Raw genomic sequence first — 20,887 nt, 5'->3', positions numbered from 1 at the left:
TTTTTCGACTTTGAAATCATCAAACGATATATAAAACCGTTACAGGTTTTCACTGAGTTATAAATAAACTGGTGCCTCAGCGGGCGAGATCCGCATCAAACTTTTTCAGGGTGCCAAATGACTCTTAAAGCGATGAAAAAAATCGTTAGCGGTATCGCGTTGTCACTGAGCCTGGCAGGCGCAGCTAACGCAACTGAATTGCTTAACAGCTCTTACGATGTTTCACGTGAGCTGTTTGTTGCCCTGAATGCGCCGTTTGCCACACAGTGGGATGCTACTCACCCCAACGATAAGTTGTCGATCAAGATGTCACATGCGGGCTCATCCAAACAGGCGCTGGCTATTCTGCAAGGTCTGCGCGCTGATGTCGTGACTTACAATCAGGTCACTGACGTGCAGGTGTTACATGACAAAGGCAATCTGATCCCAGCCGACTGGAAAACCCGTCTGCCAAATAACAGTTCCCCGTTTTATTCCACCATGGCGTTTCTGGTCCGTAAGGGAAATCCAAAGCAAATCCATGACTGGTCCGATTTAACCCGTAAAGACGTAAAGCTGATCTTTCCTAATCCTAAAACTTCAGGCAACGGGCGTTACACCTATTTGGCCGCGTGGGGCGTAGCGAATAAAGTGGACGGCGGTGATAAAGCCAAAACAGAAGCATTTATGACCCAGTTTTTGAAGAATGTAGAAGTGTTCGATACCGGCGGACGCGGGGCGACAACCACCTTTGCTGAGCGAGGCTTGGGTGATGTATTGATCAGTTTCGAATCTGAAGTGAACAACATTCGCAATCAATATGGCAAAGATGACTACGAAGTCGTGGTGCCAAAAACCAATATTCTGGCGGAGTTTCCGGTGGCGTGGGTCGATAAAAATGTCGAGCACAACAACACCGCAGAGGCCGCTAAAGCTTATCTGAACTTCCTGTACACGCCGGAAGCGCAAAAAATCATCACGCAATATTACTATCGCGTGAGCAATCCACAGCTGATGGCTGAACAGAAAGACCGCTTTCCGCAAACCGATCTGTTCCGGGTTGAGGATGCGTTCGGCAGTTGGGATAACGTAATGAAAACCCACTTCGTCAGCGGTGGCGAACTGGACAAACTGTTAGCGGCGGGGCGTGGATAATGTTTGCAGCTAGCCAAAAACGGGTTCTTCCCGGCTTCGGACTCAGCCTCGGCACCAGCCTGCTGTTCACCTGTTTAATTCTACTGCTGCCGATCAGTGCAGTGCTCATGCAACTATCGCACATGACGCTGCAGCAATATTGGGATGTGATTACTAATCCGCAGCTGATCGCGGCGTATAAAGTCACGTTAATTGCAGCTGGTGTGGCATCACTGTTTAACGCCGTGTTTGGCATGTTGATGGCGTGGATTTTAACGCGCTACCGTTTTCCAGGACGCACCATTCTTGATGGTTTGATGGATTTACCCTTTGCGCTGCCAACAGCGGTGGCGGGTTTAACCCTGGCTGGTCTCTTCTCGGTCAACGGCTGGTACGGTCAATGGTTTGCTCAGTTTGATATCAAAATTTCTTACACCTGGATTGGTATTGCCATCGCCATGGCGTTTACCAGCATCCCGTTCGTTGTTCGTACAGTGCAACCGGTGCTGGAAGAGTTAGGCCCGGAATATGAAGAAGCGGCAGAAACTTTAGGCGCAACACCGTGGCAGAGCTTTCGCCGCGTCGTGCTGCCCGAAGTGGCGCCCGCATTGCTGGCCGGCACCGCGCTGTCGTTTACCCGTAGCCTAGGCGAGTTTGGCGCCGTGATTTTCATCGCCGGTAACATCGCGTGGAAAACCGAAGTGACTTCGCTGATGATTTTTGTGCGTTTACAGGAGTTTGATTATCCTGCGGCCAGCGCTATCGCCTCGGTGATTCTTGCTGCGTCGCTGCTGCTGCTGTTTGGTATTAATACCTTGCAGAGCCGCTTTGGTCGCCGTCTGGGAGGTCAGTAATGGCAGAGATTACGCAAATCAATCGAGCCGACCGTCAGCCGGTGAATTGGGGCAAATGGTTTTTGATTGGCACAGGTGCGCTGATCTCCATTTTGCTGTTAGTGGTGCCGATGGCTTCAATTTTCTACGAAGCGCTCCATAAAGGATTGGGCCTGACTTTCAGCAACTTGATGGATGGCGACATGCTGCATGCCATCTGGTTAACGGTGCTGGTAGCGCTGATTACCGTGCCGGTTAATTTGGTCTTCGGCACGCTGCTGGCCTGGCTGGTAACGCGTTTTACCTTTCCGGGTCGCCAGCTGTTACTGACGATGTTCGATATTCCGTTTGCAGTTTCGCCGGTGGTGGCGGGGCTGATGTATTTGCTGTTCTGGGGCGTTAACGGCCCGGCGGGCGGCTGGCTGGATGCGCATAATATCCAGGTCATGTTCTCCTGGCCTGGCATGGTGCTGGCGACAATCTTTGTCACCTGTCCGTTTGTGGTGCGTGAACTGGTGCCGGTGATGCTGAGCCAGGGCAGCCACGAAGATGAGGCGGCGGTGTTACTGGGCGCGTCCGGTTGGCAGATGTTTCGCCGCGTAACGCTGCCCAATATTCGCTGGGCAATGCTGTACGGCGTGGTGCTGACCAACGCACGCGCAATTGGAGAATTTGGTGCGGTCTCGGTGGTTTCGGGATCGATTCGTGGCGAAACCTATACTTTGCCGCTTCAGGTTGAATTACTGCATCAGGATTACAACACGGTAGGCGCATTTACGGCTGCTGCGCTGTTGACCCTGATGGCGATAGTGACGCTGTTTCTGAAAAGCATTGTGCAATGGCGCTTAGAGCATCAGCACAACCGCTCGCAACAGGAGGAAAATCATGAGCATTGAGATTAAACAGATCAATAAATCATTCGGTCGCACATCGGTGCTGAACGATATCTCTTTGGATATTCTTTCTGGCGAGATGATGGCGCTGCTGGGGCCGTCCGGTTCAGGCAAAACGACGCTGCTGCGTATTATTGCCGGGTTAGAACATCAAAACAGCGGACAAATTCGGTTCCATAACAAAGATGTGAGCACGCTGCATGCGCGCGATCGTCAAGTGGGATTCGTGTTCCAACACTATGCGCTGTTCCGCCACATGACGGTGTTCGACAATATCGCCTTTGGCCTGACGGTGCTGCCGCGCCGCGAGCGTCCTTCTGCGGCAGAGATTAAACAGCGTGTGACGCGTTTGCTGGAGATGGTGCAACTGGCTCATCTGGCAAACCGTTTTCCGGCTCAGCTGTCGGGTGGTCAGAAGCAGCGAGTGGCGCTGGCGCGTGCGCTGGCAGTTGAACCACAAATCCTGCTGCTCGACGAACCTTTCGGCGCGCTGGATGCGCAGGTGCGCAAAGAGTTGCGTCGCTGGCTGCGTCAGTTGCATGAAGAATTGAAATTTACCAGCGTGTTCGTGACTCACGATCAGGAAGAGGCGATGGAAGTGGCCGATCGTGTCGTGGTGATGAGCCAAGGCAACATCGAACAGGTGGGTACGCCAGACGACGTATGGCGCGATCCATCGACCCGTTTTGTGCTGGAATTCCTGGGCGAAGTGAACCGCTTTGATGGCGAAATCCACGGCTCGCAGTTCCATGTGGGTGCGCATCATTGGCCGCTGGGCTACACGCCAGCGCATCAAGGCAAGGTCGATCTGTTCCTGCGTCCATGGGAAATTGACGTTTCTCGTCAGAGCAGCCTTGAAACGCCGCTGCCGGTACAAATTTTAGAAGTCAGCCCACGCGGCCATTTCTGGCAGCTGGTGGTGCAGCCGAGCGGCTGGCAGAGTGAGCCTTTCGCGCTGGTGTTTGAAGGTGACCAAACGGCGCCAATCCGTGGCGAACGCCTGTTTGTCGGATTACAACAGGCGCGTCTCTATCAAGACAAAACGCCGCTGCGCCCTGTTGCCTTTGCTCAGAGCGCCTGATATTTTCTTTTCAACACAGGGCGGGAGCGAATCCCGCCCTTTTTTACTTTTCTTCTTTAAAACCTAAACCATTCAAGTCGCAGGAAGGCGGCAAGCGAGTTAGCTGACGGAAGCCACTGGCTGGAATCAGCATGGGCAAATAACGCGTTTGTGACTTGGATATAAAAGGTTTTTTTCCGGGAAATGCACCGTGACAACTCTCGAAAATACCATCGGCAACACGCCGTTGATTAAATTGCAGCGCCTCACACCCGCCAACGGCAGCGAAGTTTGGCTGAAAATGGAAGGCAATAATCCCGCTGGTTCGGTGAAAGACCGCGCCGCCTGGTCGATGATTAATCAGGCCGAATTGCGTGGGGATATTAAACCAGGCGATCGCTTGATAGAAGCCACCAGCGGTAATACCGGTATCGCTTTAGCGATGATTGCCGCCATGAAAGGTTATGCGCTGCGTCTGCTGATGCCCGAAAACATGAGTCAGGAACGGCAAGATGCGATGCGTGCTTACGGTGCGGAGTTAATATTAGTTAGCCGCGAGCAGGGCATGGAGGGGGCGCGTGATTTAGCGCAAGAAATGGCTGCACGCGGCGAGGGTAGGGTGCTCGATCAGTTCAACAATCCTGATAATCCACTGGGTCATTACCAAACTACCGGCCCGGAGTTGTGGCAACAATCACACCAACGCATGACCCATTTTGTTTCCAGCATGGGCACCACGGGTACTATTACCGGTGTGGGACGTTACCTCAAAGAACATAAAACCGGTGTGCAAGTGATTGGTCTGCAGCCAAGCGAGGGCAGCAGTATTCCCGGTATCCGCCGTTGGCCTTTGGCGTATCTGCCTGGTATTTATCGTCCCGATTTAGTGGATGATGTGATGGACATGTCGCAGCAGGAAGCCGAAGAAACCATGCGTGCGCTGGCAAGAAGAGAAGGCATTTTCTGTGGCGTAAGCTCAGGTGGCGCAGTAGCCGGCGCTTTACGCATTGCCGCTGCGCATCCTGGCAGCGTCGTGGTCGCGATTATTTGCGATCGTGGCGATCGTTACCTTTCAACCGGCATTTATCGCTAATTTCCCGCTTTCTAAAAAGGCTTGTTGGCTCAATTAGGGCCAACAAGCCTTTTTTGTCTATAGTCAGCTTGAGAATCTTCTGGCGCTAAATCCGTAAGGATCGCGTAAAACCAGCTGCGTCCGAGGCTGGTTCAGGACAGAATAGCCGCAATTTTGTACGAGAGATAAAAATGAAAATTCTGCTTGTTGATGACGATTTAGAACTGGGCACCATGTTGAGCCAATATCTGATTACGGAAGGCTTTGATGCACATCTGGTTTTAACCGGAAGTGCGGGTGTTGAAGGCGCGCTTTCTGGGCAATATACCGCCATTATTCTCGATATCATGCTGCCAGACATGAGCGGCATTGATGTGTTACGCCAGATTCGCCAGAACAGCCGCATGCCAGTGATCATGCTAACCGCCAAGGGCGATAATATTGATCGCGTTATTGGCCTGGAAATGGGCGCTGACGATTATGTACCCAAGCCATGCTATCCGCGCGAGCTGGTTGCGCGACTGCGCGCCGTGCTGCGTCGCTTTGAAGAGCAGGCACCCTTGCCGGATAAAAAGGAGCTGCTGCGCTGGGGCGAGTTGACGCTGAACCCGGCTACGCGCATGACCGAATGGCAGGGCAATGCCTTCGATCTCACGGCCTCAGAATTTAATCTGCTTGATCTGCTGTTGCGTGCGCCCGATCGTGTGGTGTCAAAAGATGAGTTATCAGAGAAGGGATTAGGGCGACCGCGTGAAGCATATGATCGCAGCGTTGATGTGCATATCAGCAATATTCGTCAGAAGCTCAGCGCGTTAACCGCAGATAGCGTCAATATTGAAACCGTTCGCAGCATTGGTTATCGCATTCGATGAAATACAGCTATCGCGGACGCATGTTCTGGAAGATCCTCATCGGCTTCTGGGTAGTGTTCGTTATTATTAGTCAGTTGATATGGCTTGGGTTTTCCATTTCGGGTAATCGTCATGAGCCGCCAGAAGTCATCGCTATTCGTCGTATTGTGAATTTGCAGATGGCCTCGGTAGTTTCAGTGCTTGAGCGCGGTGGTCCAAGCTCGTTGAATGACATGATGGCGGATTGGGAACCCAACGATCGCCAGTTCTTTAAAATCCTTCAGCATGACAAACCGGTACAAGGTGAAATGTTGCCGGAAGGATTCAACCCACCCTTTGAAGGGCATATTCCTGATGTGATTGTGCGCTGGGTAAAAGGCGCGGACGGTAAACAGTACGAGCTGCGCTACGATGTCAAAGGCATGCGCGAAGATAGCCGAATGGATATGCCGCACAGTATTCTGAATATCCCCACACCGATGTTTATTTTTGCCGGCGCGGTAGGGCTGCTGTTCAGTTTGCTGTTGGCGTGGAACCTGACACGGCCAATGCGTCAACTGCGGGAAGGATTCTCCCGCGTCGCAGACGGCGATTTAAGCGTGCGACTCTATCCGATAATGCGTAAGCGCCATGACGAACTTTCAAGCGTAGCGCAGGCGTTTGACGCGATGGTAGAGCGGCTTGATACCTTGGTGCGTACCCGCGAAGAGTTGCTGCATGATATTTCTCATGAGTTGCGTTCACCGCTGGCGCGCTTGCAGTTGGCAACCGGCCTGGCGCGACAAACGCCTGAAAGCGTTAACGCATCGCTGGATCGCATTGATGAAGAGGCGCGGCGGCTGGATAAAATGATCGGCGAGCTGCTTACGCTCTCGCGCGCTGAGCATGAAAGCATGCCGGATGAGCAGTACTTTGATCTGACCGGACTGCTGCATGCCGTGGTGACGGATGTGCGTTATGAAGCGCAGATTCCTGGCGTGAAAGTTGATTTTTTTGTCGATGAAAATGCAGATTATACCGTGCGCGGCAATGCTGAGTTGGTTCGGCGTGGGGTGGAGAACGTGTTACGAAACGCGCTGCGCTTTTCAATGAAGGGACAACATATTGAGGTGCGTTTGCAGGCCGAAAACCAATGGTTGGCGATTCGCGTCTGCGATCAAGGGCCGGGCGTTGATGAAGAGAAACTCTCTAGCATCTTCGATCCCTTTGTTCGGGTAAATTCACCGCTGATGGGCAAAGGATATGGTTTAGGACTGGCGATAGTCCGCAAAGTCGTTCTGGCGCATCATGGTGAAATCAAAGCGCTGAATCGCCCAGAGGGCGGGTTGGAATTAACGATTCGCCTACCGCGTTGGCAGCTTTAAAACTCTCTTTGCTGCGTTAACCCAGCACAAAGCGTAGTCACGTTTTATTATGAACAAAAACGGCACCCGAAGGTGCCGTTTTTCAATTCTGATGTCGCTTACTTCTTAATGCGAATCACCGGCGTTTCGCCTACGGTGACCTGGCCAGTCAGCTTGATCATTTCCTTGATCTCATCCATGTTGGAGATGACAACAGGTGTAAGGGTTGATTTTGCTTTCTCTTCCAGCAACGGTAAATCGAACTCAATAATCACATCGCCTTTTTTGACCAGCTGGCCTTCTTCAGCGATACGTTTGAAGCCTTCACCTTTCAGTTCAACCGTGTCGATGCCGAAGTGAACAAACAGCTCGATACCATTTTCAGACTCGATTGAAAAAGCGTGGTTAGTTTCAAAAATCTTGCCGATTTTGCCATCAACCGGTGCAACCATTTTGTTGCCGCTCGGTTTGATTGCGATTCCATCGCCTACAATTTTTTCAGCAAACACCACATCTGGTACGTCTTCAATGTTCACGATTTCGCCTGACAGAGGCGCTACGATGTCAATTGTCCCAGCGCTATCTGTTTTATCGCCAAAAAGTTTAGAAAACAAACCCATGATCTTCTCCTAAGCAGTAATTTGGGGCCAGCATCTAGCGGATCAGCAGAGCGTTTTTTCTTTGATGAACTTGTTAACCAGGTTCATTAAATCTTCCGCTGTAGGTTGAGCCAGAGCCTGCTCCGCCAACTCCTTCGCATCTTCAAAATTCGTATTACGAATAATTTTCTTGATGCTTGGGATAGAAATGGCACTCATGCTGAATTCGTCCAGCCCCATTCCCAGTAACAGTAGTGTAGCACGTTCGTCACCTGCCAGCTCACCACACATGCCAGTCCACTTGCCTTCAGCATGAGAAGCATCAATGACTTGCTTGATTAAGTTCAGCACGGACGGCGTCATTGGGTTATACAGGTGCGATATCAAATCATTACCACGATCAACCGCCAGAGTATACTGCGTCAGATCGTTTGTCCCAATACTGAAGAAATCGACTTCCTTCGCCAGATGACGCGCAATGACCGCAGAAGCGGGTGTTTCGACCATAATGCCGACTTCAATGGTCTCATCAAATGCTTTGCCTTCTTCACGCAATTGCGCTTTCAGCAGCTCCAGTTCCGCTTTCAGGCTGCGAACTTCTTCAACCGAAATGATCATCGGGAACATGATACGCAGCTTACCAAAGGAGGATGCACGTAAAATAGCGCGCAGCTGCGCATGCAGAATCTCTTTGCGATCCATAGCAATACGAATGGCGCGCCAGCCGAGGAAGGGGTTTTCTTCTTTCGGCAGGTTCATGTAAGGCAGATCTTTGTCACCGCCGATATCCATGGTACGCACAATTACCGCTTGCGAACCCATGCCTTCAGCGACAGCTTTATACGCCTGGAATTGCTCTTCTTCGGTTGGCAGTGAATCGCGGTCCATAAACAAGAATTCAGTACGATACAGGCCTACGCCTTCAGCACCGTTACGCTCGGCACCGGCGATATCGCGTACCGTACCGATGTTGGCGCAAACTTCAACCTGATGTCCATCCAGCGTGATAGCAGGCAGATCTTTCAGTTTGGCTAATTCATGTTTTTCAGAGAGATATTGTGTTTGAACGGCTTTCAGCTCATCCAGTTTTGCTTCATCTGGATTGACATAAATGGTGTTATTTACGCCATCAATGATCAGGAAATCGCCGTTTTTGACTGAAGTGGTAACATTACCTGTACCCACAATCGCTGGGATCTCGAGAGAACGCGCCATGATTGAGGTATGTGAAGTACGACCACCCAGATCGGTGATAAAGCCCAGCACCTTTTTCAGGTTTAGCTGCGCGGTTTCTGATGGGGTCAAATCTTTAGCCACCAGAATGGATTCGTCTTGAATAGCACTCAGATCAACAATGTGCAGACCTAAGATGTTTTGCAGTAAACGCTTACCAATATCGCGTACGTCAGCGGCACGCTCTTTCAGGTATTCGTCGTCCAGCTCTTCTAACGCTTTCGCCTGGCCATCAATCACCGAATAAGCCGCAGCATCTGCGCTGGCGTGCTCTTTCTTGATGAGGTCAATGATTTCCTGCTCCAGCTCTTCGTCTTCCAGCAACATGATGTGGCCTTCGAAGATGGCAGCTTTCTCTTCACCGAGGGACTCACCCGCTTTGACTCGAATAGCTTCCAGTTGAATGGCCGCTTTGCCGCGTCCTTCGAGGAAGCGCTGAACTTCCTGCTCAACCTGGTCATCAGAAATCTTTTTGCGGTTGATGACGATCTCGTCTTCTTTCAGCAGCAGAGCTTTGCCGAAAGCGATACCTGGTGATGCTAAAATGCCTGAAATCATAACCCTACCTTTTAATCACGATGGCTGATTGACTCTTTGCGGTGCCATTGTCACGGGACACGTACTCTACGGAAGCAATATCGCGGACAAGTTGTCCGCGATCAAGATGTTTGCACTCAATGGCGCAGAGGAGTCAGTTTTCTGAAAGCGAAAAGGAGATTACTCCAGTTCTGCCATCAATTTAACCAGATGCTCAACTGCTTTCTGCTCGTCTTCACCTTCCGCGGAAAGAGTAACAACGGTGCCTTGAGTCAAACCCAGAGTCTGAAGTTTGAACAGGCTTTTTGCGCTCGCTGATTTACCGTTAGAGGTCACGGTGATTTCTGACTGAAAAGCTTTGGCTTCTTTAACAAATTGCGCAGCTGGGCGAGTATGCAGACCGTTTGGCGCGGTAATGGTAACTTCTTGCTGAAACATTCTATTTCCCCAACGTTATCAGGATTGGTGTTATGAATCTAAAGTCTAGCCTGGAGCCAACACTTTAGCCTGTGTAGGTGCGCTGGTATAGCGTCAAGCTGACCAATTAATGCGCATGAATGAGTTATTCATTCCAGAAAAGCATCACAAAACAAGTCGAGGGCTTTTCTGTTTTTAATTATGCCGTGATTCGCCGTTTCGCCAAATCCGTAAATCGATTCAGCTTGATCCATTTCAAGAATGGATTAATTTCAGGCATCGAAATAATTGGCTGTCTAAATACCAGAGCCGCATCATTGAAATCAATCTGCAGGGTAGTGAAAGTGAGATCTACACCACAAAAAAGCACCCATTTGGGTGCTTTTTTCGGCAATTTCAGACTATCAGCCTTACTGCTGAAGCTCTTTTTCAGTGAAGAGATCGGCAAACAATGCGGTGCTGAGATAGCGCTCGCCGGAAGAGGGGAGAATGACAACAATATTTTTGTTGGCGAAGGCTTCGTCTTCTTGCAGTTTTAGTGCTGCAGCAACCGCGGCACCCGAAGAGATACCTGCCAGAATGCCTTCTTCTTCCATCAGCTTACGCGCCGTGCTGATCGCCTCTTCGTTAGAAATGGCAACCACGCGATCAACCAAATCCAAATCAAGGTTGCCTGGGATAAAGCCCGCGCCAATACCCTGAATTTTATGCGGACCTGGTTTGATCTCTTCGCCTGCCAGCGCTTGAGCGATAACCGGTGAATCGGTTGGCTCTACAGCAACAGTGATGAGCTCTTTCTTGCCTTTGGTATTTTTGATGTAACGACTTACGCCGGTCAATGTACCGCCTGTACCCACGCCGGCGATGAACACATCAACTTCGCCATCGGTATCTTCCCAGATTTCTGGACCGGTCGTTTTTTCATGGATTTCTGGGTTGGCTGGGTTGCTGAACTGCTGCAGCAGCACATATTTATCGGGATCGGTGGCTACGATTTCTTCCGCTTTACCAATTGCGCCTTTCATACCTTTGGCGCCTTCGGTCAACACCAGCGTTGCGCCCAGCGCTTTAAGCAGCTTGCGGCGCTCAACGGACATGGTTTCAGGCATGGTCAGTGTCAGCTTATAGCCACGAGCGGCAGCCACGTAAGCCAGCGCAATGCCCGTGTTGCCGCTGGTGGGTTCAACCAATTCAACACCCGGTTTTAAAATACCGCGTTTCTCTGCGTCCCAAATCATATTGGCACCGATACGGCATTTTACGCTGAAGCTCGGGTTACGGGATTCTACCTTCGCCAGGATGCGGCCGTTACCGATGCGGTTCAGTCGAACCAATGGCGTATGACCAATTGTCAAAGAGTTGTCTTCATAGATCTTACTCATAGCCTGCCCTTAACTGTATGAATTATTGGGAACCCTCAGAGCATACCTTTTCTGCTCCCCTGCGGAAGGAAAGAAATCGCATATCTATATGTCAGGTGGCAATAAGCCCTGAAGAAAAATGCATAAGGCAGGCTGATAAGTTTAACGCAGGTCAGCGCGAACCAGGTCAGCGCGGTAGCGATCAACCCACATCGCCGTGGCGCCACAGACGGCAACCGGCATAATGACAAGGTTAATAATGGGGATCATAGTAAACAGGCTGACCAAGGCGCCAAACTGCATATTGGCCGTTTTGTGCTGGCGTAGCGCATTACGCATTCGCGGGAAGCTGACTTTATGGTTATCGAATGGGTAATCACAATATTGTATCGACAGCATCCACGCGCTGAACAAAAACCACAGCAGCGGCGCAACGGTTTGACCGAAGCCGGGAATAAAGTACAGCAGCAGTAATCCCAAAGCTCGCGGCAGGTAATAACCTAGCTTTTGCAGTTCGCGTTTCATAATGCGTGGAATATCTTTCATCATGCCGAGCCAACCGCTGTCCGGCAGCGGTTTACCGGTTAAACGACCTTCTAACTGTTCGGCCAGCAAGCCGCAAAAGGGGGCAGCAATCAAGTTTGCAATGGTCGAGAAAAAGTAGCTAAACACCAGCACAATGGAAATAACAGACAGCGGCCAAAGCAGGTAACTTAGCCACTGCAGCCAGTCAGGAATCTGTGCCATCAGCGCAGGAATCCAGTTACCAAGGCGATAGAACAGCCATGTAAAGGCGCCCCCTAATATCACGATATTGACGAGTAAAGGGATAACCACAAAACGGCGGATGCCTGGCATACGCACCAGCTTCCAACCGCGACTAAAGTAATGCACGCCGTTAAACGATGAGACAGAATTCTCACGATCCATAAAGGCAATTCTCCTGAAGATGTTAAGGCACGAGCATAATAACCTGGCTTTTTCTCATGGTAAGATGCCGTTTGGGTAAAAAAACAGCGAAAAAGCGTGGGCGTCCTACTTATTTGTCAGAAAATACTGCACAGACTTGCACTTGTGTAGCAGGGCAAATACAGTTAGAGGATAAAGTTTGCCGCGGTGGCAAGGTATTGGAACAACAGAGAATACAATGATGCAGGATTTGCGTCTGATATTAATCGTTGTTGGCGCGATCGCCATTATAGCGCTCCTTCTTCACGGGCTGTGGACCAGCCGTAAAGAGCGCTCGTCAGTGTTCCGCGATCGCCCGCACAAACGTCTAAAACAACGTGACGAACATGATGATGAGAACCTGAGCGACGACGATGAAGAAGGCGTCGGCGAAGTGCGTGTGCGCAACGAGCGCCCAAGCCATCAGGAACCGCGTTTTGACACTATTCGTGAGCCACAGCCGGAGGCGCCGCAAAAGCCAGCGCCAACGCAGCCTGTGCGCCAACCTGCGGCACGCCCTGTTGCGCCTCAGCCTGAAAGCGATCCGCTTCTGGCACCCGCGCCGCAGCCAAAACCGCAGCCGCGTCCTGAACCGGTTCCTCAGCAGCCTGCTGAGTCGCCGTTCATTCCGCAATCAATTCAGGCCGATCCGCTGTTGGATTTAGATCCACTTGAAGCTGCACAACCTGAACCTGCCTATCAGGCGGAGCCGGAGCCAGAGCCAGAAGTGATTGCTGCGCCTGAACCGGCGAAAGCGCCGGCGAACAAACCGAAAGAAGCAGTTTTAGTGCTGCACGTAGCGGCACATTCTGGTGGTGAGTTAAACGGCGAAGCGCTGTTGCAGGGTATTTTGCAGGCGGGCTTCCAGTTTGGTGAAATGAACATTTTCCACCGTCATTTGAGTCCAGCAGGAAGCGGCCCTGTGCTGTTTAGCCTGGCGAATATGGTGAAACCGGGTTCATTCAATCCCGATGGCATGACTGACTTCTCCACGCCAGGCATCTCCATCTTTATGATGGTGCCGTCCTATGGCGACGCACATCAGAACTTTAAGCTGATGCTGCAGTCAGCACAGCGCATCGCAGACGATGTTGGTGGTGTGGTTCTGGATGATGAACGTCGCATGATGACACCGCAAAAGCTGGAAACTTACAAAGCTCGCATTCGCGAAGTGGTAGACGTTTAGGTTCGACGCGCACAATTAACACACGTTTTTAGCAAACCCCCGCTTGTCGGGGGTTTTTTATCTGATGGGGCTTTATGAAATCTGTTCAGGATCACATCACCGAGCTGCGCACTACGCTGCGCCATCACGAATATCTTTATCACGTTATGGATGCGCCGGAAGTGCCGGACGCTGAATACGACCGCATAATGCGTGAGTTGCGAGCGCTTGAAGAGCAGCATCCCGACCTGATTACACCTGATTCGCCCACGCAACGCGTTGGTGCTGCACCCTTGACCGTATTTGAACAAGTGCGTCATGAAGTTCCCATGCTGTCGCTGGATAACGCTTTCGATGAAACCAGTTTCCTCGCGTTCAACAAACGCGTGCAGGATCGCTTAAAAAGTAGCGATGACATTACTTACTGCTGCGAATTAAAGCTGGATGGTTTGGCAGTGAGTTTGTTGTACGAAAACGGTTTGTTGATCCAGGCGGCAACGCGCGGTGACGGTACCACTGGTGAGAATATCACGGCTAACGTGCGCACCATCCACGCCATTCCGTTACGTCTCAAAGGCGATAACATCCCGGCACGTCTTGAAGTGCGCGGCGAAGTTTTCATGACGCAGCGCGGTTTTGAGAAGTTGAATAACGAAGCGCGCCGCACCGATGGCAAAGTGTTTGCCAACCCGCGCAATGCAGCTGCGGGCTCGTTACGTCAGCTTGATCCGCGCATTACGGCTAAACGCCCGCTCACCTTCTTCTGCTACGGTTTTGGCTTGTTAGAGGGTGGGGAAATGCCGCACAGCCACATGGAGCGGCTACAACAATTTAAAGCCTGGGGCTTGCCGGTCAGCGATCGCATTCGCCTTGCACGTAATGCTGAAGAAGCACTGGCATTTTACCGCGAAGTCGAGCAGCAGCGTCCGTCGCTGGGTTTTGATATTGATGGCGTCGTCATCAAGGTAGATTCACAGGCGTTGCAAGAGCGTTTAGGTTTTGTGGCGCGTGCGCCGCGTTGGGCGATCGCCTTTAAATTCCCGGCGCAAGAGCAGATGACCTTTGTGCGTGACGTGGAATTCCAGGTGGGGCGCACTGGCGCAATTACGCCGGTTGCGCGCCTTGAGCCGGTCCAGGTAGCGGGCGTGATGGTCAGCAACGCTACCTTGCATAATGCCGATGAGATTGAGCGCCTCGGTTTACGCATTGGTGACAAAGTGGTGATTCGCCGCGCGGGTGATGTTATTCCGCAAGTCGTGAATGTCGTGACAACGGAGCGCCCTGATGATGCGCGTGAGGTGACGTTCCCAACCCACTGTCCGGTGTGCGGCTCCGACGTAGAACGTGTTGAAGGGGAAGCAGTGGCCCGTTGTACCGGCGGCCTGATTTGTGGGGCGCAGCGCAAAGAGGCGCTTAAACATTTCGTGTCCCGACGTGCCATGGACGTTGATGGAATGGGTGACAAGATCATCGATCAACTGGTGGAAAAAGAGTACGTCAAAACGCCCGCCGATCTGTTCCGCCTTACCGCCGGTAAATTAACTGGCCTTGATCGTATGGGGCCAAAATCGGCACAGAACGTGGTTGATGCGTTGGAAAAAGCCAAATCCACTACGCTAGCGCGTTTCCTGTATGCCTTAGGGATTCGTGAAGTCGGTGAAGCCACAGCGGCGAACCTGGCAGGCCATTTTGGCGATCTGCAGAAAGTCATGGATGCCGATCTGGATGCACTGATTGCCGTGCAGGATGTCGGTAAAGTGGTGGCAGCACATGTGCGCAATTTCATGGAAGAGGAGAGTAACCGGGAGGTTATTCGCCAGCTAACTGATGATATTGGCATTCACTGGCCGCAGGTTGAAGTGGTCAACGCTGAAGAGATCGACAGCCCGTTTGCCGGAAAAACGGTGGTTTTAACCGGCTCGCTCTCACAGATGAACCGTGATGATGCAAAAGAGCGTTTAATTGCGTTAGGTGCCAAAGTAAGCGGCAGCGTATCGAAGAAAACCGACTTGCTGATTGCTGGCGAAGCCGCGGGTTCTAAGCTGGCTAAAGCGCAAGAGCTGGGCATTGAGATCATTGACGAAGCTGAAATGATCCGCCTGCTAGGAGTATAAATTGGACAAACAGCAACTGGTTGAGATTGCCAATACCGCCATGCCGTTCGGCAAGTATAAAGGCCGGATGCTGATCGATCTGCCCGAACCTTATCTGCTGTGGTTTGCCCGCTGCGGTGACTTTCCTTCAGGTCGCTTGGGTGAAATGATGCAGTTCACGCTAGCGATTAAGATTGAAGGTTTAGAAGGGCTGGTGATGCCGTTAAAACGCAGTGAATAAAAAAAGCCCGCTTCTGCGGGCTTTTTATTGGTGTCATTATTTCTGAGATTCAACAACCGTCGCTTTAACCTGCTGCGCCAGCTGCTTTTCATTGGTTTTCTTATAACGTCCGGCGATAAACGAGCAGACCATTAACTGCACCTGATGGAAGATCATCAGCGGCAGCACAATCATTCCTATTGCGCTGGCCGGGAACAGAATATTGGCCATTGGCACACCGTTCGCCAGGCTCTTTTTCGAACCACAGAACAACACTACAATTTCGTCGGCACGGCTGAAGCCAAACAGGCGTGACGCTAAGTAGTTGATCAGCAGTGCAAAGAACAGCAGCAGCACACAACCTGCAAGGATCCACAGCAGCGTATCAATACCCACGCGATGCCAAATGCCGTTTACAACCGCTTCACTGAAGGCGGAGTAGACGACCAACAAGATGGATGTCTGGTCAGTTTTTCCAATCAAACCACGATGTTTTTCGACCCAACCCGCAATCCAGCGACGCGACAGATGACCTAACACGAACGGTACCAGCAGCTGCAACATGATTTTGCCAATCTGTTCCAGACCGTCGGTTGGCGCGCTGCTGTGAACATCCATCACCAAATTCACCAACAGCGGGGAGATAAAGACACCCAGTAAACTGGACGCTGATGCGCTGCAAACCGCTGCAGCCACGTTGCCGCCCGCCATGGAAGTAAAGGCGATGGCCGACTGCACTGTTGCCGGCAGAATGCATAAATACAAGAAGCCGGTATAAATTTCTGGACCGACATTGACCGGATGCCACCACACCAGCAGTAAACCGAGAACAGGAAATAACACAAAAGTGCTACACATGATCCACAGGTGAAGCTGCCAGTGGCTGCTACCCGCAATAATTTTTTCACGTGAAAGCTTGGCGCCGTGCATAAAGAACAGCAGGGCGATTGCGGCGGTGGTCAGGTATTCAAAGAAATCAACAAAGCCTCCTTTTGCCGGTAAGAAAGAGGCGAGCAGCACGGTAATGATGAGTTTGATCATCATCGGGTCGATGCGTAAAAATCCCATTGTTAAAACTCGGTTAAAATTACAATGAACCGATTGTGCGTTAAGCGGGTTTAGAAATAAAATTGATTTATTGCATCAATCTATGAGTAATTTCGATGAATTACACATTACGTCAACTTCGCACCTTCGTCGCTGTTGCCCATCACGGCGGATTTAGCCAGGCGGGACAGGCGATCGGACTGAGCCAGTCTGCAGTGAGCCACAGCATTAAAGAATTAGAAGCTGAAATTGGTGTGCGTTTGCTGGACCGCACCACGCGTGAGGTTAAGTTGACTGAGGCGGGACACCAACTGGCTTCACGCATGGAGCGCTTGCTGGAAGAGATGAATACGACGCTGTTAGATATTCGCAGTTATGGCGAGCAACGTAGTGGAACTGTACGCATAGCCGCTAGCCAAACTATCTCCGCGCATTTGATGCCGCAATGCCTGGCATCGAGTCAGGAAAACTTTCCTGACATCAAAGTGATCCTTCATGACCGCGTGCAACAATGGGTTTTACAAAGTGTTCGTAACGCAGAAGTTGATTTCGGTATTGTTATTGGTCCGCTTAACGATGCGGATTTTAGCTGTCTGGCGATTCTTGATGAACCTTTCTTATTACTGTGCCGCAATGACGATCCGCTTGCGAGTGTTGAACAAGCGCAGTGGGCGATGCTCAACCAGCGCGTAATGGTATTGCAGGATTATGCCTCGGGAAGTCGTGTGTTAATTGATGCAGCGCTGCGTACACAAGGTGTTGATGTCGAGGTAGTACAGGAGATTGGTCATCCCGCGACACTTTTCCCCATGGTAGAAGCAGGCATTGGCATTAGCATTTTGCCTGCGCTTGCTTTGCCTTTACCCGCAGGACGTGCATTAACGGTGCGACGCTTATATCCCGAAATTAATCGCAGCCTGACACTCATTAAACGTAAAAACCGTTCGTTAACACCTGCGGCGGAAGCGATATGGCAAGAAGTGCGTCAGCAGGCCACGCTGCTGACGCAACAACGCGCGCTTAAGCCGGCGTTTTAAATGTAGACATCTATCTGATTACTGCTCGTCGGGCGATTTACACCGTCCGCCTTTATTTCACTGCTTTGCTTTGCACTGTCGGTTTGCTGCTGCGCTTGCTCAGCCTGTTTTTGCTCAAGCTGTGCAATTTGCGCTTCCAACATGGCAATTTGCGACTCATACATCTGCTCCATTTCAGATTTTTGGTCGTCAGTAAGATCCTGATTGTCAGATAACTCTTTTATCTGTTTGGTGACGCTTTGGATTTGTTTATTCAACGCTGAGATTTGAGAGGTGACACTTCCACCACCACTGCTGCCGGTACTAACGGCACTGCTTAAAATGCCAGATATTGAGGACATGGTTTTCTCCTTGCAAATAGACATTATCGTTATCGGCGAGGGCGATCATGGCTTGAGTGCCTGGAGTGTTAAGATTTGGAAAAGGTGGGGAAGGGCGATTCAGTCGAACCTGCACGTTTGAGACCTGTGCAGCAGAAACGAAAAAAGCGCCTGAAAGGCGCTTTTCTCTGAATTGGTGGGTCGTGCAGGATTCGAACCTGCGACCAATTGATTAAAAGTCAACTGCTCTACCAACTGAGCTAACGACCCGAAGTGGTGGGTGATGACGGGTTCGAACCGCCGACCCCCTCCTTGTAAGGGAGATGCTCTACCAACTGAGCTAATCACCCACTTCGGTACTGCTTAACAAGAGCGTCATCTGACTAAGATATGGTGGGTGATGACGGGTTCGAACCGCCGACCCCCTCCTTGTAAGGGAGATGCTCTACCAACTGAGCTAATCACCCATATCTTATCTCTTGTTCACTGCGGGCCAACTCTAAACGTTAATTAAAGAGTGGTGGGTGATGACGGGTTCGAACCGCCGACCCCCTCCTTGTAAGGGAGATGCTCTACCAACTGAGCTAATCACCCCCGCTGTGTGGAGTCGCATTATAGGGATAGTTGATTTTGAGTCAACGGTTTTTAAAACTTAAATGTTCGTTCGGTTTAAATTTAAACATCCTGGAGCGCTTTTAGCCAATGTGCTGGTTTTATTAGCAGAAAGGAACCCTTTCATCAGGCCCAGTTAGCTCGCATGCATTGAGGATTCACCACCAGATGCTAGAATGTGCGCACTGTTTTTCGCGTCTAACCCGTTTTTTGTCATTCAGACAGAGAACCCGCGCATTTAAGGCAATACTCAATGAAAATCAAAACTCGCTTCGCGCCAAGCCCGACCGGCTATTTACATGTGGGCGGCGCTCGTACCGCACTCTATTCCTGGCTTTTTGCTCGTCATAACCAAGGCGAGTTTGTTCTGCGTATCGAAGATACCGATCTTGAGCGTTCAACGCCGGAAGCCATCGAAGCTATTATGGATGGTATGAACTGGCTGAGCCTCGACTGGAATGAAGGCCCCTATTATCAGACCAAACGTTTTGACCGCTACAACGCGGTAATTGATGAAATGCTGGAAGCGGGCACGGCCTATAAATGTTACTGCTCGAAAGAGCGTCTGGAAGCGCTGCGTGAAACGCAAATGGCGAACGGTGAAAAACCGCGTTACGACGGCCGCTGCCGTGACAGTCATGATCATCACGCTGCGGATGAACCTTGCGTAGTGCGTTTCCGCAATCCACAAGACGGCTCAGTGATCTTTGACGATCAGATTCGTGGACCGATTGAGTTCAGTAATCAGGAGCTGGACGACCTGATCATTCGTCGTACTGACGGATCACCGACGTATAACTTCTGTGTGGTGGTAGATGATTGGGATATGGGGATCACGCACGTTATTCGCGGTGAAGATCATATCAACAATACGCCACGCCAAATCAATATCCTGAAAGCGATTGGCGCAGAAGTACCTGTTTATGCGCACGTATCAATGATCCTGGGCGACGACGGTAAAAAACTGTCAAAACGTCACGGTGCTGTGGGTGTTATGCAATACCGCGATGATGGCTATCTGCCTGAAGCGCTGCTCAACTATCTGGTGCGCCTGGGATGGTCACATGGCGATCAGGAAATTTTCAGCATTCCAGAGATGAAAGAGCTGTTTACTCTGGATGCTGTTAGCAAATCAGCGAGCGCTTTCAATACGGAAAAGCTCCAGTGGCTGAATCACCATTATATTAATACGCTGGCGCCAGAATATGTGGCGACACATCTGCAATGGCATATTGAAGAGCAGAAAATTGATACGCGTACCGGCCCTGAACTGGCGAAACTGGTGACGCTGCTGGGTGAGCGTTGCAAGACGCTAAAAGAGATGGCGGCCACTTGCCGTTATTTCTATGAAGATTTCGCTGAGTTTGATGCTGATGCTGCCAAAAAACACCTGCGTCCGGTAGCGCGTCAGCCGCTGGAAGTGGTTCGCGATAAACTGGCTGCTATTAGCGACTGGAATGCTGAGAATGTCCATCAGGCGATTCAGGATGCCGCTGATGAATTGGAAGTGGGTATGGGCAAAGTAGGTATGCCGCTGCGTGTCGCTGTTACTGGCGTGGGCCAATCACCGGGTCTTGATGTGACCGTAGAAGCGATTGGTCGTAGTCGTAGCGTAGAGCGTATCGAAAAAGCGCTGGCCTTTATTCGTGAGCGCGAGGCACAAGCCTAAAAATAAAGCCGGAAGCATCATGCTTCCGGCTTCTTTCACTCTTCGCTAATTCCAAGACGCTGCAAAACGCCTTTTATTCCTTCCCGCAAAATCAATGCAGCTAACATATCTTGTTCAATTGACGTCATTTGCTGGACAGAACTTATTAATAACGCAGGTAATGAATTAGGTTGAGCACCATAAATGGCGGCGGGCTCATTCAGGTTACGTGTTGACTGGATAAAGCTTTTAACGCGTTCATCAATATGAATCAATCGCGCCTTACCGCCTTGTACACCCGGCTTTGGTGTAGTGGTCCAGTTCTCACGCTTGATCCATTTATTCACCGTCTGCCGACTGTAACCCGTTTCAACTGCAAGCTCTTCGGGGGTTAGCCATTCCTTTTTCACGATGCTGTCCCTGTTCAATACATTAGCTCTACATATTACAGCAAATCGTAACGTGTGAAAGTAACTCAAGAGGAA

The 20,887-nt window shown here is 50.8% G+C and carries 20 protein-coding genes and 4 tRNA genes; 12 read left to right on the top strand and 12 right to left on the bottom strand.

Annotation, left to right across the window (positions count from 1 at the left end):
• Positions 1-117: 117 nt before the first annotated feature.
• From ACF2G4_RS09265 to ACF2G4_RS09235, 7 genes are all read left to right on the top strand, one after another.
• The gene (locus ACF2G4_RS09265) at positions 118-1,134 is read left to right on the top strand and encodes a sulfate ABC transporter substrate-binding protein (protein ID WP_243077450.1); all 1,017 of its coding nucleotides are present in this window, start codon (positions 118-120) and stop codon (positions 1,132-1,134) included.
• The gene (cysT, locus tag ACF2G4_RS09260; RefSeq protein WP_409074717.1) at positions 1,134-1,967 is read left to right on the top strand and encodes a sulfate/thiosulfate ABC transporter permease CysT; all 834 of its coding nucleotides are present in this window, start codon (positions 1,134-1,136) and stop codon (positions 1,965-1,967) included. The genes ACF2G4_RS09265 and cysT overlap by 1 nt, the downstream gene beginning before the upstream one ends.
• Positions 1,967-2,842, top strand: a complete 876-nt coding sequence (gene cysW, locus ACF2G4_RS09255) for a sulfate/thiosulfate ABC transporter permease CysW (protein WP_215845955.1) — start codon at positions 1,967-1,969, stop codon at positions 2,840-2,842. The genes cysT and cysW overlap by 1 nt, the downstream gene beginning before the upstream one ends.
• On the top strand, positions 2,832-3,920 hold the full coding sequence (gene cysA, locus ACF2G4_RS09250) for a sulfate/thiosulfate ABC transporter ATP-binding protein CysA (RefSeq protein WP_409075921.1): 1,089 nt from the start codon (positions 2,832-2,834) through the stop codon (positions 3,918-3,920). The genes cysW and cysA overlap by 11 nt, the downstream gene beginning before the upstream one ends.
• A gap of 190 nt (positions 3,921-4,110) precedes the next feature.
• A complete protein-coding gene (gene cysM / locus ACF2G4_RS09245; RefSeq protein ID WP_409075920.1) occupies positions 4,111-4,992 on the top strand; it encodes a cysteine synthase CysM in 882 nt (293 codons plus the stop codon).
• 170 nt (positions 4,993-5,162) lie between these two features.
• Complete coding sequence (locus tag ACF2G4_RS09240; RefSeq protein WP_215845960.1) at positions 5,163-5,843, top strand: response regulator transcription factor; 681 nt, start codon at positions 5,163-5,165, stop codon at positions 5,841-5,843.
• On the top strand, positions 5,840-7,186 hold the full coding sequence (locus tag ACF2G4_RS09235; protein WP_409075919.1) for an ATP-binding protein: 1,347 nt from the start codon (positions 5,840-5,842) through the stop codon (positions 7,184-7,186). The genes ACF2G4_RS09240 and ACF2G4_RS09235 overlap by 4 nt, the downstream gene beginning before the upstream one ends.
• A 98-nt stretch (positions 7,187-7,284) precedes the next feature.
• Here the strand turns inward: ACF2G4_RS09235 and crr are convergent, their stop codons facing one another.
• The 5 genes from crr to cysZ all read right to left on the bottom strand — a co-directional run bounded on the left by crr (position 7,285) and on the right by cysZ (position 12,242).
• Complete coding sequence (gene crr, locus ACF2G4_RS09230; RefSeq protein ID WP_215845963.1) at positions 7,285-7,785, bottom strand: PTS glucose transporter subunit IIA; 501 nt, start codon at positions 7,783-7,785, stop codon at positions 7,285-7,287.
• Between the two features lie 42 nt (positions 7,786-7,827).
• On the bottom strand, positions 7,828-9,555 hold the full coding sequence (ptsI, locus tag ACF2G4_RS09225; RefSeq protein WP_215845965.1) for a phosphoenolpyruvate-protein phosphotransferase PtsI: 1,728 nt from the start codon (positions 9,553-9,555) through the stop codon (positions 7,828-7,830).
• 159 nt (positions 9,556-9,714) lie between these two features.
• A complete protein-coding gene (gene ptsH, locus ACF2G4_RS09220) occupies positions 9,715-9,972 on the bottom strand; it encodes a phosphocarrier protein Hpr (RefSeq protein ID WP_003848868.1) in 258 nt (85 codons plus the stop codon).
• A gap of 389 nt (positions 9,973-10,361) precedes the next feature.
• Positions 10,362-11,333, bottom strand: coding sequence for a cysteine synthase A (cysK, locus tag ACF2G4_RS09215; RefSeq protein ID WP_409075918.1), 972 nt, complete (start codon positions 11,331-11,333; stop codon positions 10,362-10,364).
• 141 nt (positions 11,334-11,474) lie between these two features.
• Positions 11,475-12,242: a sulfate transporter CysZ gene (gene cysZ / locus ACF2G4_RS09210; RefSeq protein WP_243077453.1), complete on the bottom strand. Its 768-nt coding sequence runs from the start codon at positions 12,240-12,242 to the stop codon at positions 11,475-11,477.
• Between the two features lie 217 nt (positions 12,243-12,459).
• On the opposite strand from cysZ, the gene zipA reads away from it, so the two are divergent.
• The 3 genes from zipA (at position 12,460) to ACF2G4_RS09195 (ending at position 15,759) form a co-directional block, all read left to right on the top strand.
• Complete coding sequence (zipA, locus tag ACF2G4_RS09205) at positions 12,460-13,446, top strand: cell division protein ZipA (protein WP_215845966.1); 987 nt, start codon at positions 12,460-12,462, stop codon at positions 13,444-13,446.
• A gap of 74 nt (positions 13,447-13,520) precedes the next feature.
• Complete coding sequence (gene ligA, locus ACF2G4_RS09200) at positions 13,521-15,539, top strand: NAD-dependent DNA ligase LigA (RefSeq protein WP_215845968.1); 2,019 nt, start codon at positions 13,521-13,523, stop codon at positions 15,537-15,539.
• A gap of 1 nt (position 15,540) precedes the next feature.
• Positions 15,541-15,759 (top strand): DUF3820 family protein, encoded by a 219-nt coding sequence (locus ACF2G4_RS09195; protein ID WP_215845970.1) that lies wholly within the window; start codon positions 15,541-15,543, stop codon positions 15,757-15,759.
• A 36-nt stretch (positions 15,760-15,795) separates the two neighbouring features.
• On the opposite strand, the gene ACF2G4_RS09190 is transcribed toward ACF2G4_RS09195, so the two are convergent.
• The gene (locus tag ACF2G4_RS09190) at positions 15,796-16,806 is read right to left on the bottom strand and encodes a bile acid:sodium symporter family protein (protein ID WP_243077454.1); all 1,011 of its coding nucleotides are present in this window, start codon (positions 16,804-16,806) and stop codon (positions 15,796-15,798) included.
• A 95-nt stretch (positions 16,807-16,901) separates the two neighbouring features.
• Between ACF2G4_RS09190 and ACF2G4_RS09185 the strand changes: the two genes are divergently transcribed.
• Positions 16,902-17,822 carry a LysR family transcriptional regulator gene (locus tag ACF2G4_RS09185; protein ID WP_215845972.1) on the top strand — a complete coding sequence of 307 codons (921 nt, stop codon included), beginning with the start codon at positions 16,902-16,904 and terminating at the stop codon, positions 17,820-17,822.
• Here the strand turns inward: ACF2G4_RS09185 and ACF2G4_RS09180 are convergent.
• The 5 genes from ACF2G4_RS09180 to ACF2G4_RS09160 all read right to left on the bottom strand — a co-directional run bounded on the left by ACF2G4_RS09180 (position 17,819) and on the right by ACF2G4_RS09160 (position 18,736).
• A complete protein-coding gene (locus ACF2G4_RS09180; protein WP_243077455.1) occupies positions 17,819-18,163 on the bottom strand; it encodes a FlxA-like family protein in 345 nt (114 codons plus the stop codon). The two genes, ACF2G4_RS09185 and ACF2G4_RS09180, sit on opposite strands and share 4 nt — an antisense overlap.
• Positions 18,164-18,336: 173 nt before the next feature.
• Positions 18,337-18,412: transfer RNA gene (locus ACF2G4_RS09175), tRNA-Lys, on the bottom strand.
• A gap of 4 nt (positions 18,413-18,416) precedes the next feature.
• Positions 18,417-18,492, bottom strand: a tRNA-Val gene (locus ACF2G4_RS09170).
• Between the two features lie 41 nt (positions 18,493-18,533).
• Positions 18,534-18,609 (bottom strand) — tRNA-Val (locus ACF2G4_RS09165).
• A gap of 51 nt (positions 18,610-18,660) precedes the next feature.
• Positions 18,661-18,736: transfer RNA gene (locus ACF2G4_RS09160), tRNA-Val, on the bottom strand.
• 271 nt (positions 18,737-19,007) lie between these two features.
• Here ACF2G4_RS09160 and gltX point away from each other — a divergent pair.
• Complete coding sequence (gltX, locus tag ACF2G4_RS09155) at positions 19,008-20,423, top strand: glutamate--tRNA ligase (RefSeq protein WP_215845974.1); 1,416 nt, start codon at positions 19,008-19,010, stop codon at positions 20,421-20,423.
• Positions 20,424-20,458: 35 nt separating this feature from the next.
• On the opposite strand, the gene ACF2G4_RS09150 is transcribed toward gltX, so the two are convergent.
• The gene (locus ACF2G4_RS09150; protein ID WP_215845975.1) at positions 20,459-20,812 is read right to left on the bottom strand and encodes a YfeC-like transcriptional regulator; all 354 of its coding nucleotides are present in this window, start codon (positions 20,810-20,812) and stop codon (positions 20,459-20,461) included.
• Positions 20,813-20,887: the final 75 nt, after the last annotated feature.

The organism is Pantoea phytostimulans, from assembly GCF_046118715.1.
In the GTDB taxonomy this organism is placed as follows: Bacteria; Pseudomonadota; Gammaproteobacteria; order Enterobacterales; family Enterobacteriaceae; genus Pantoea; species Pantoea phytostimulans.
This window is presented reverse-complemented; position numbering and strand designations above follow the sequence as displayed.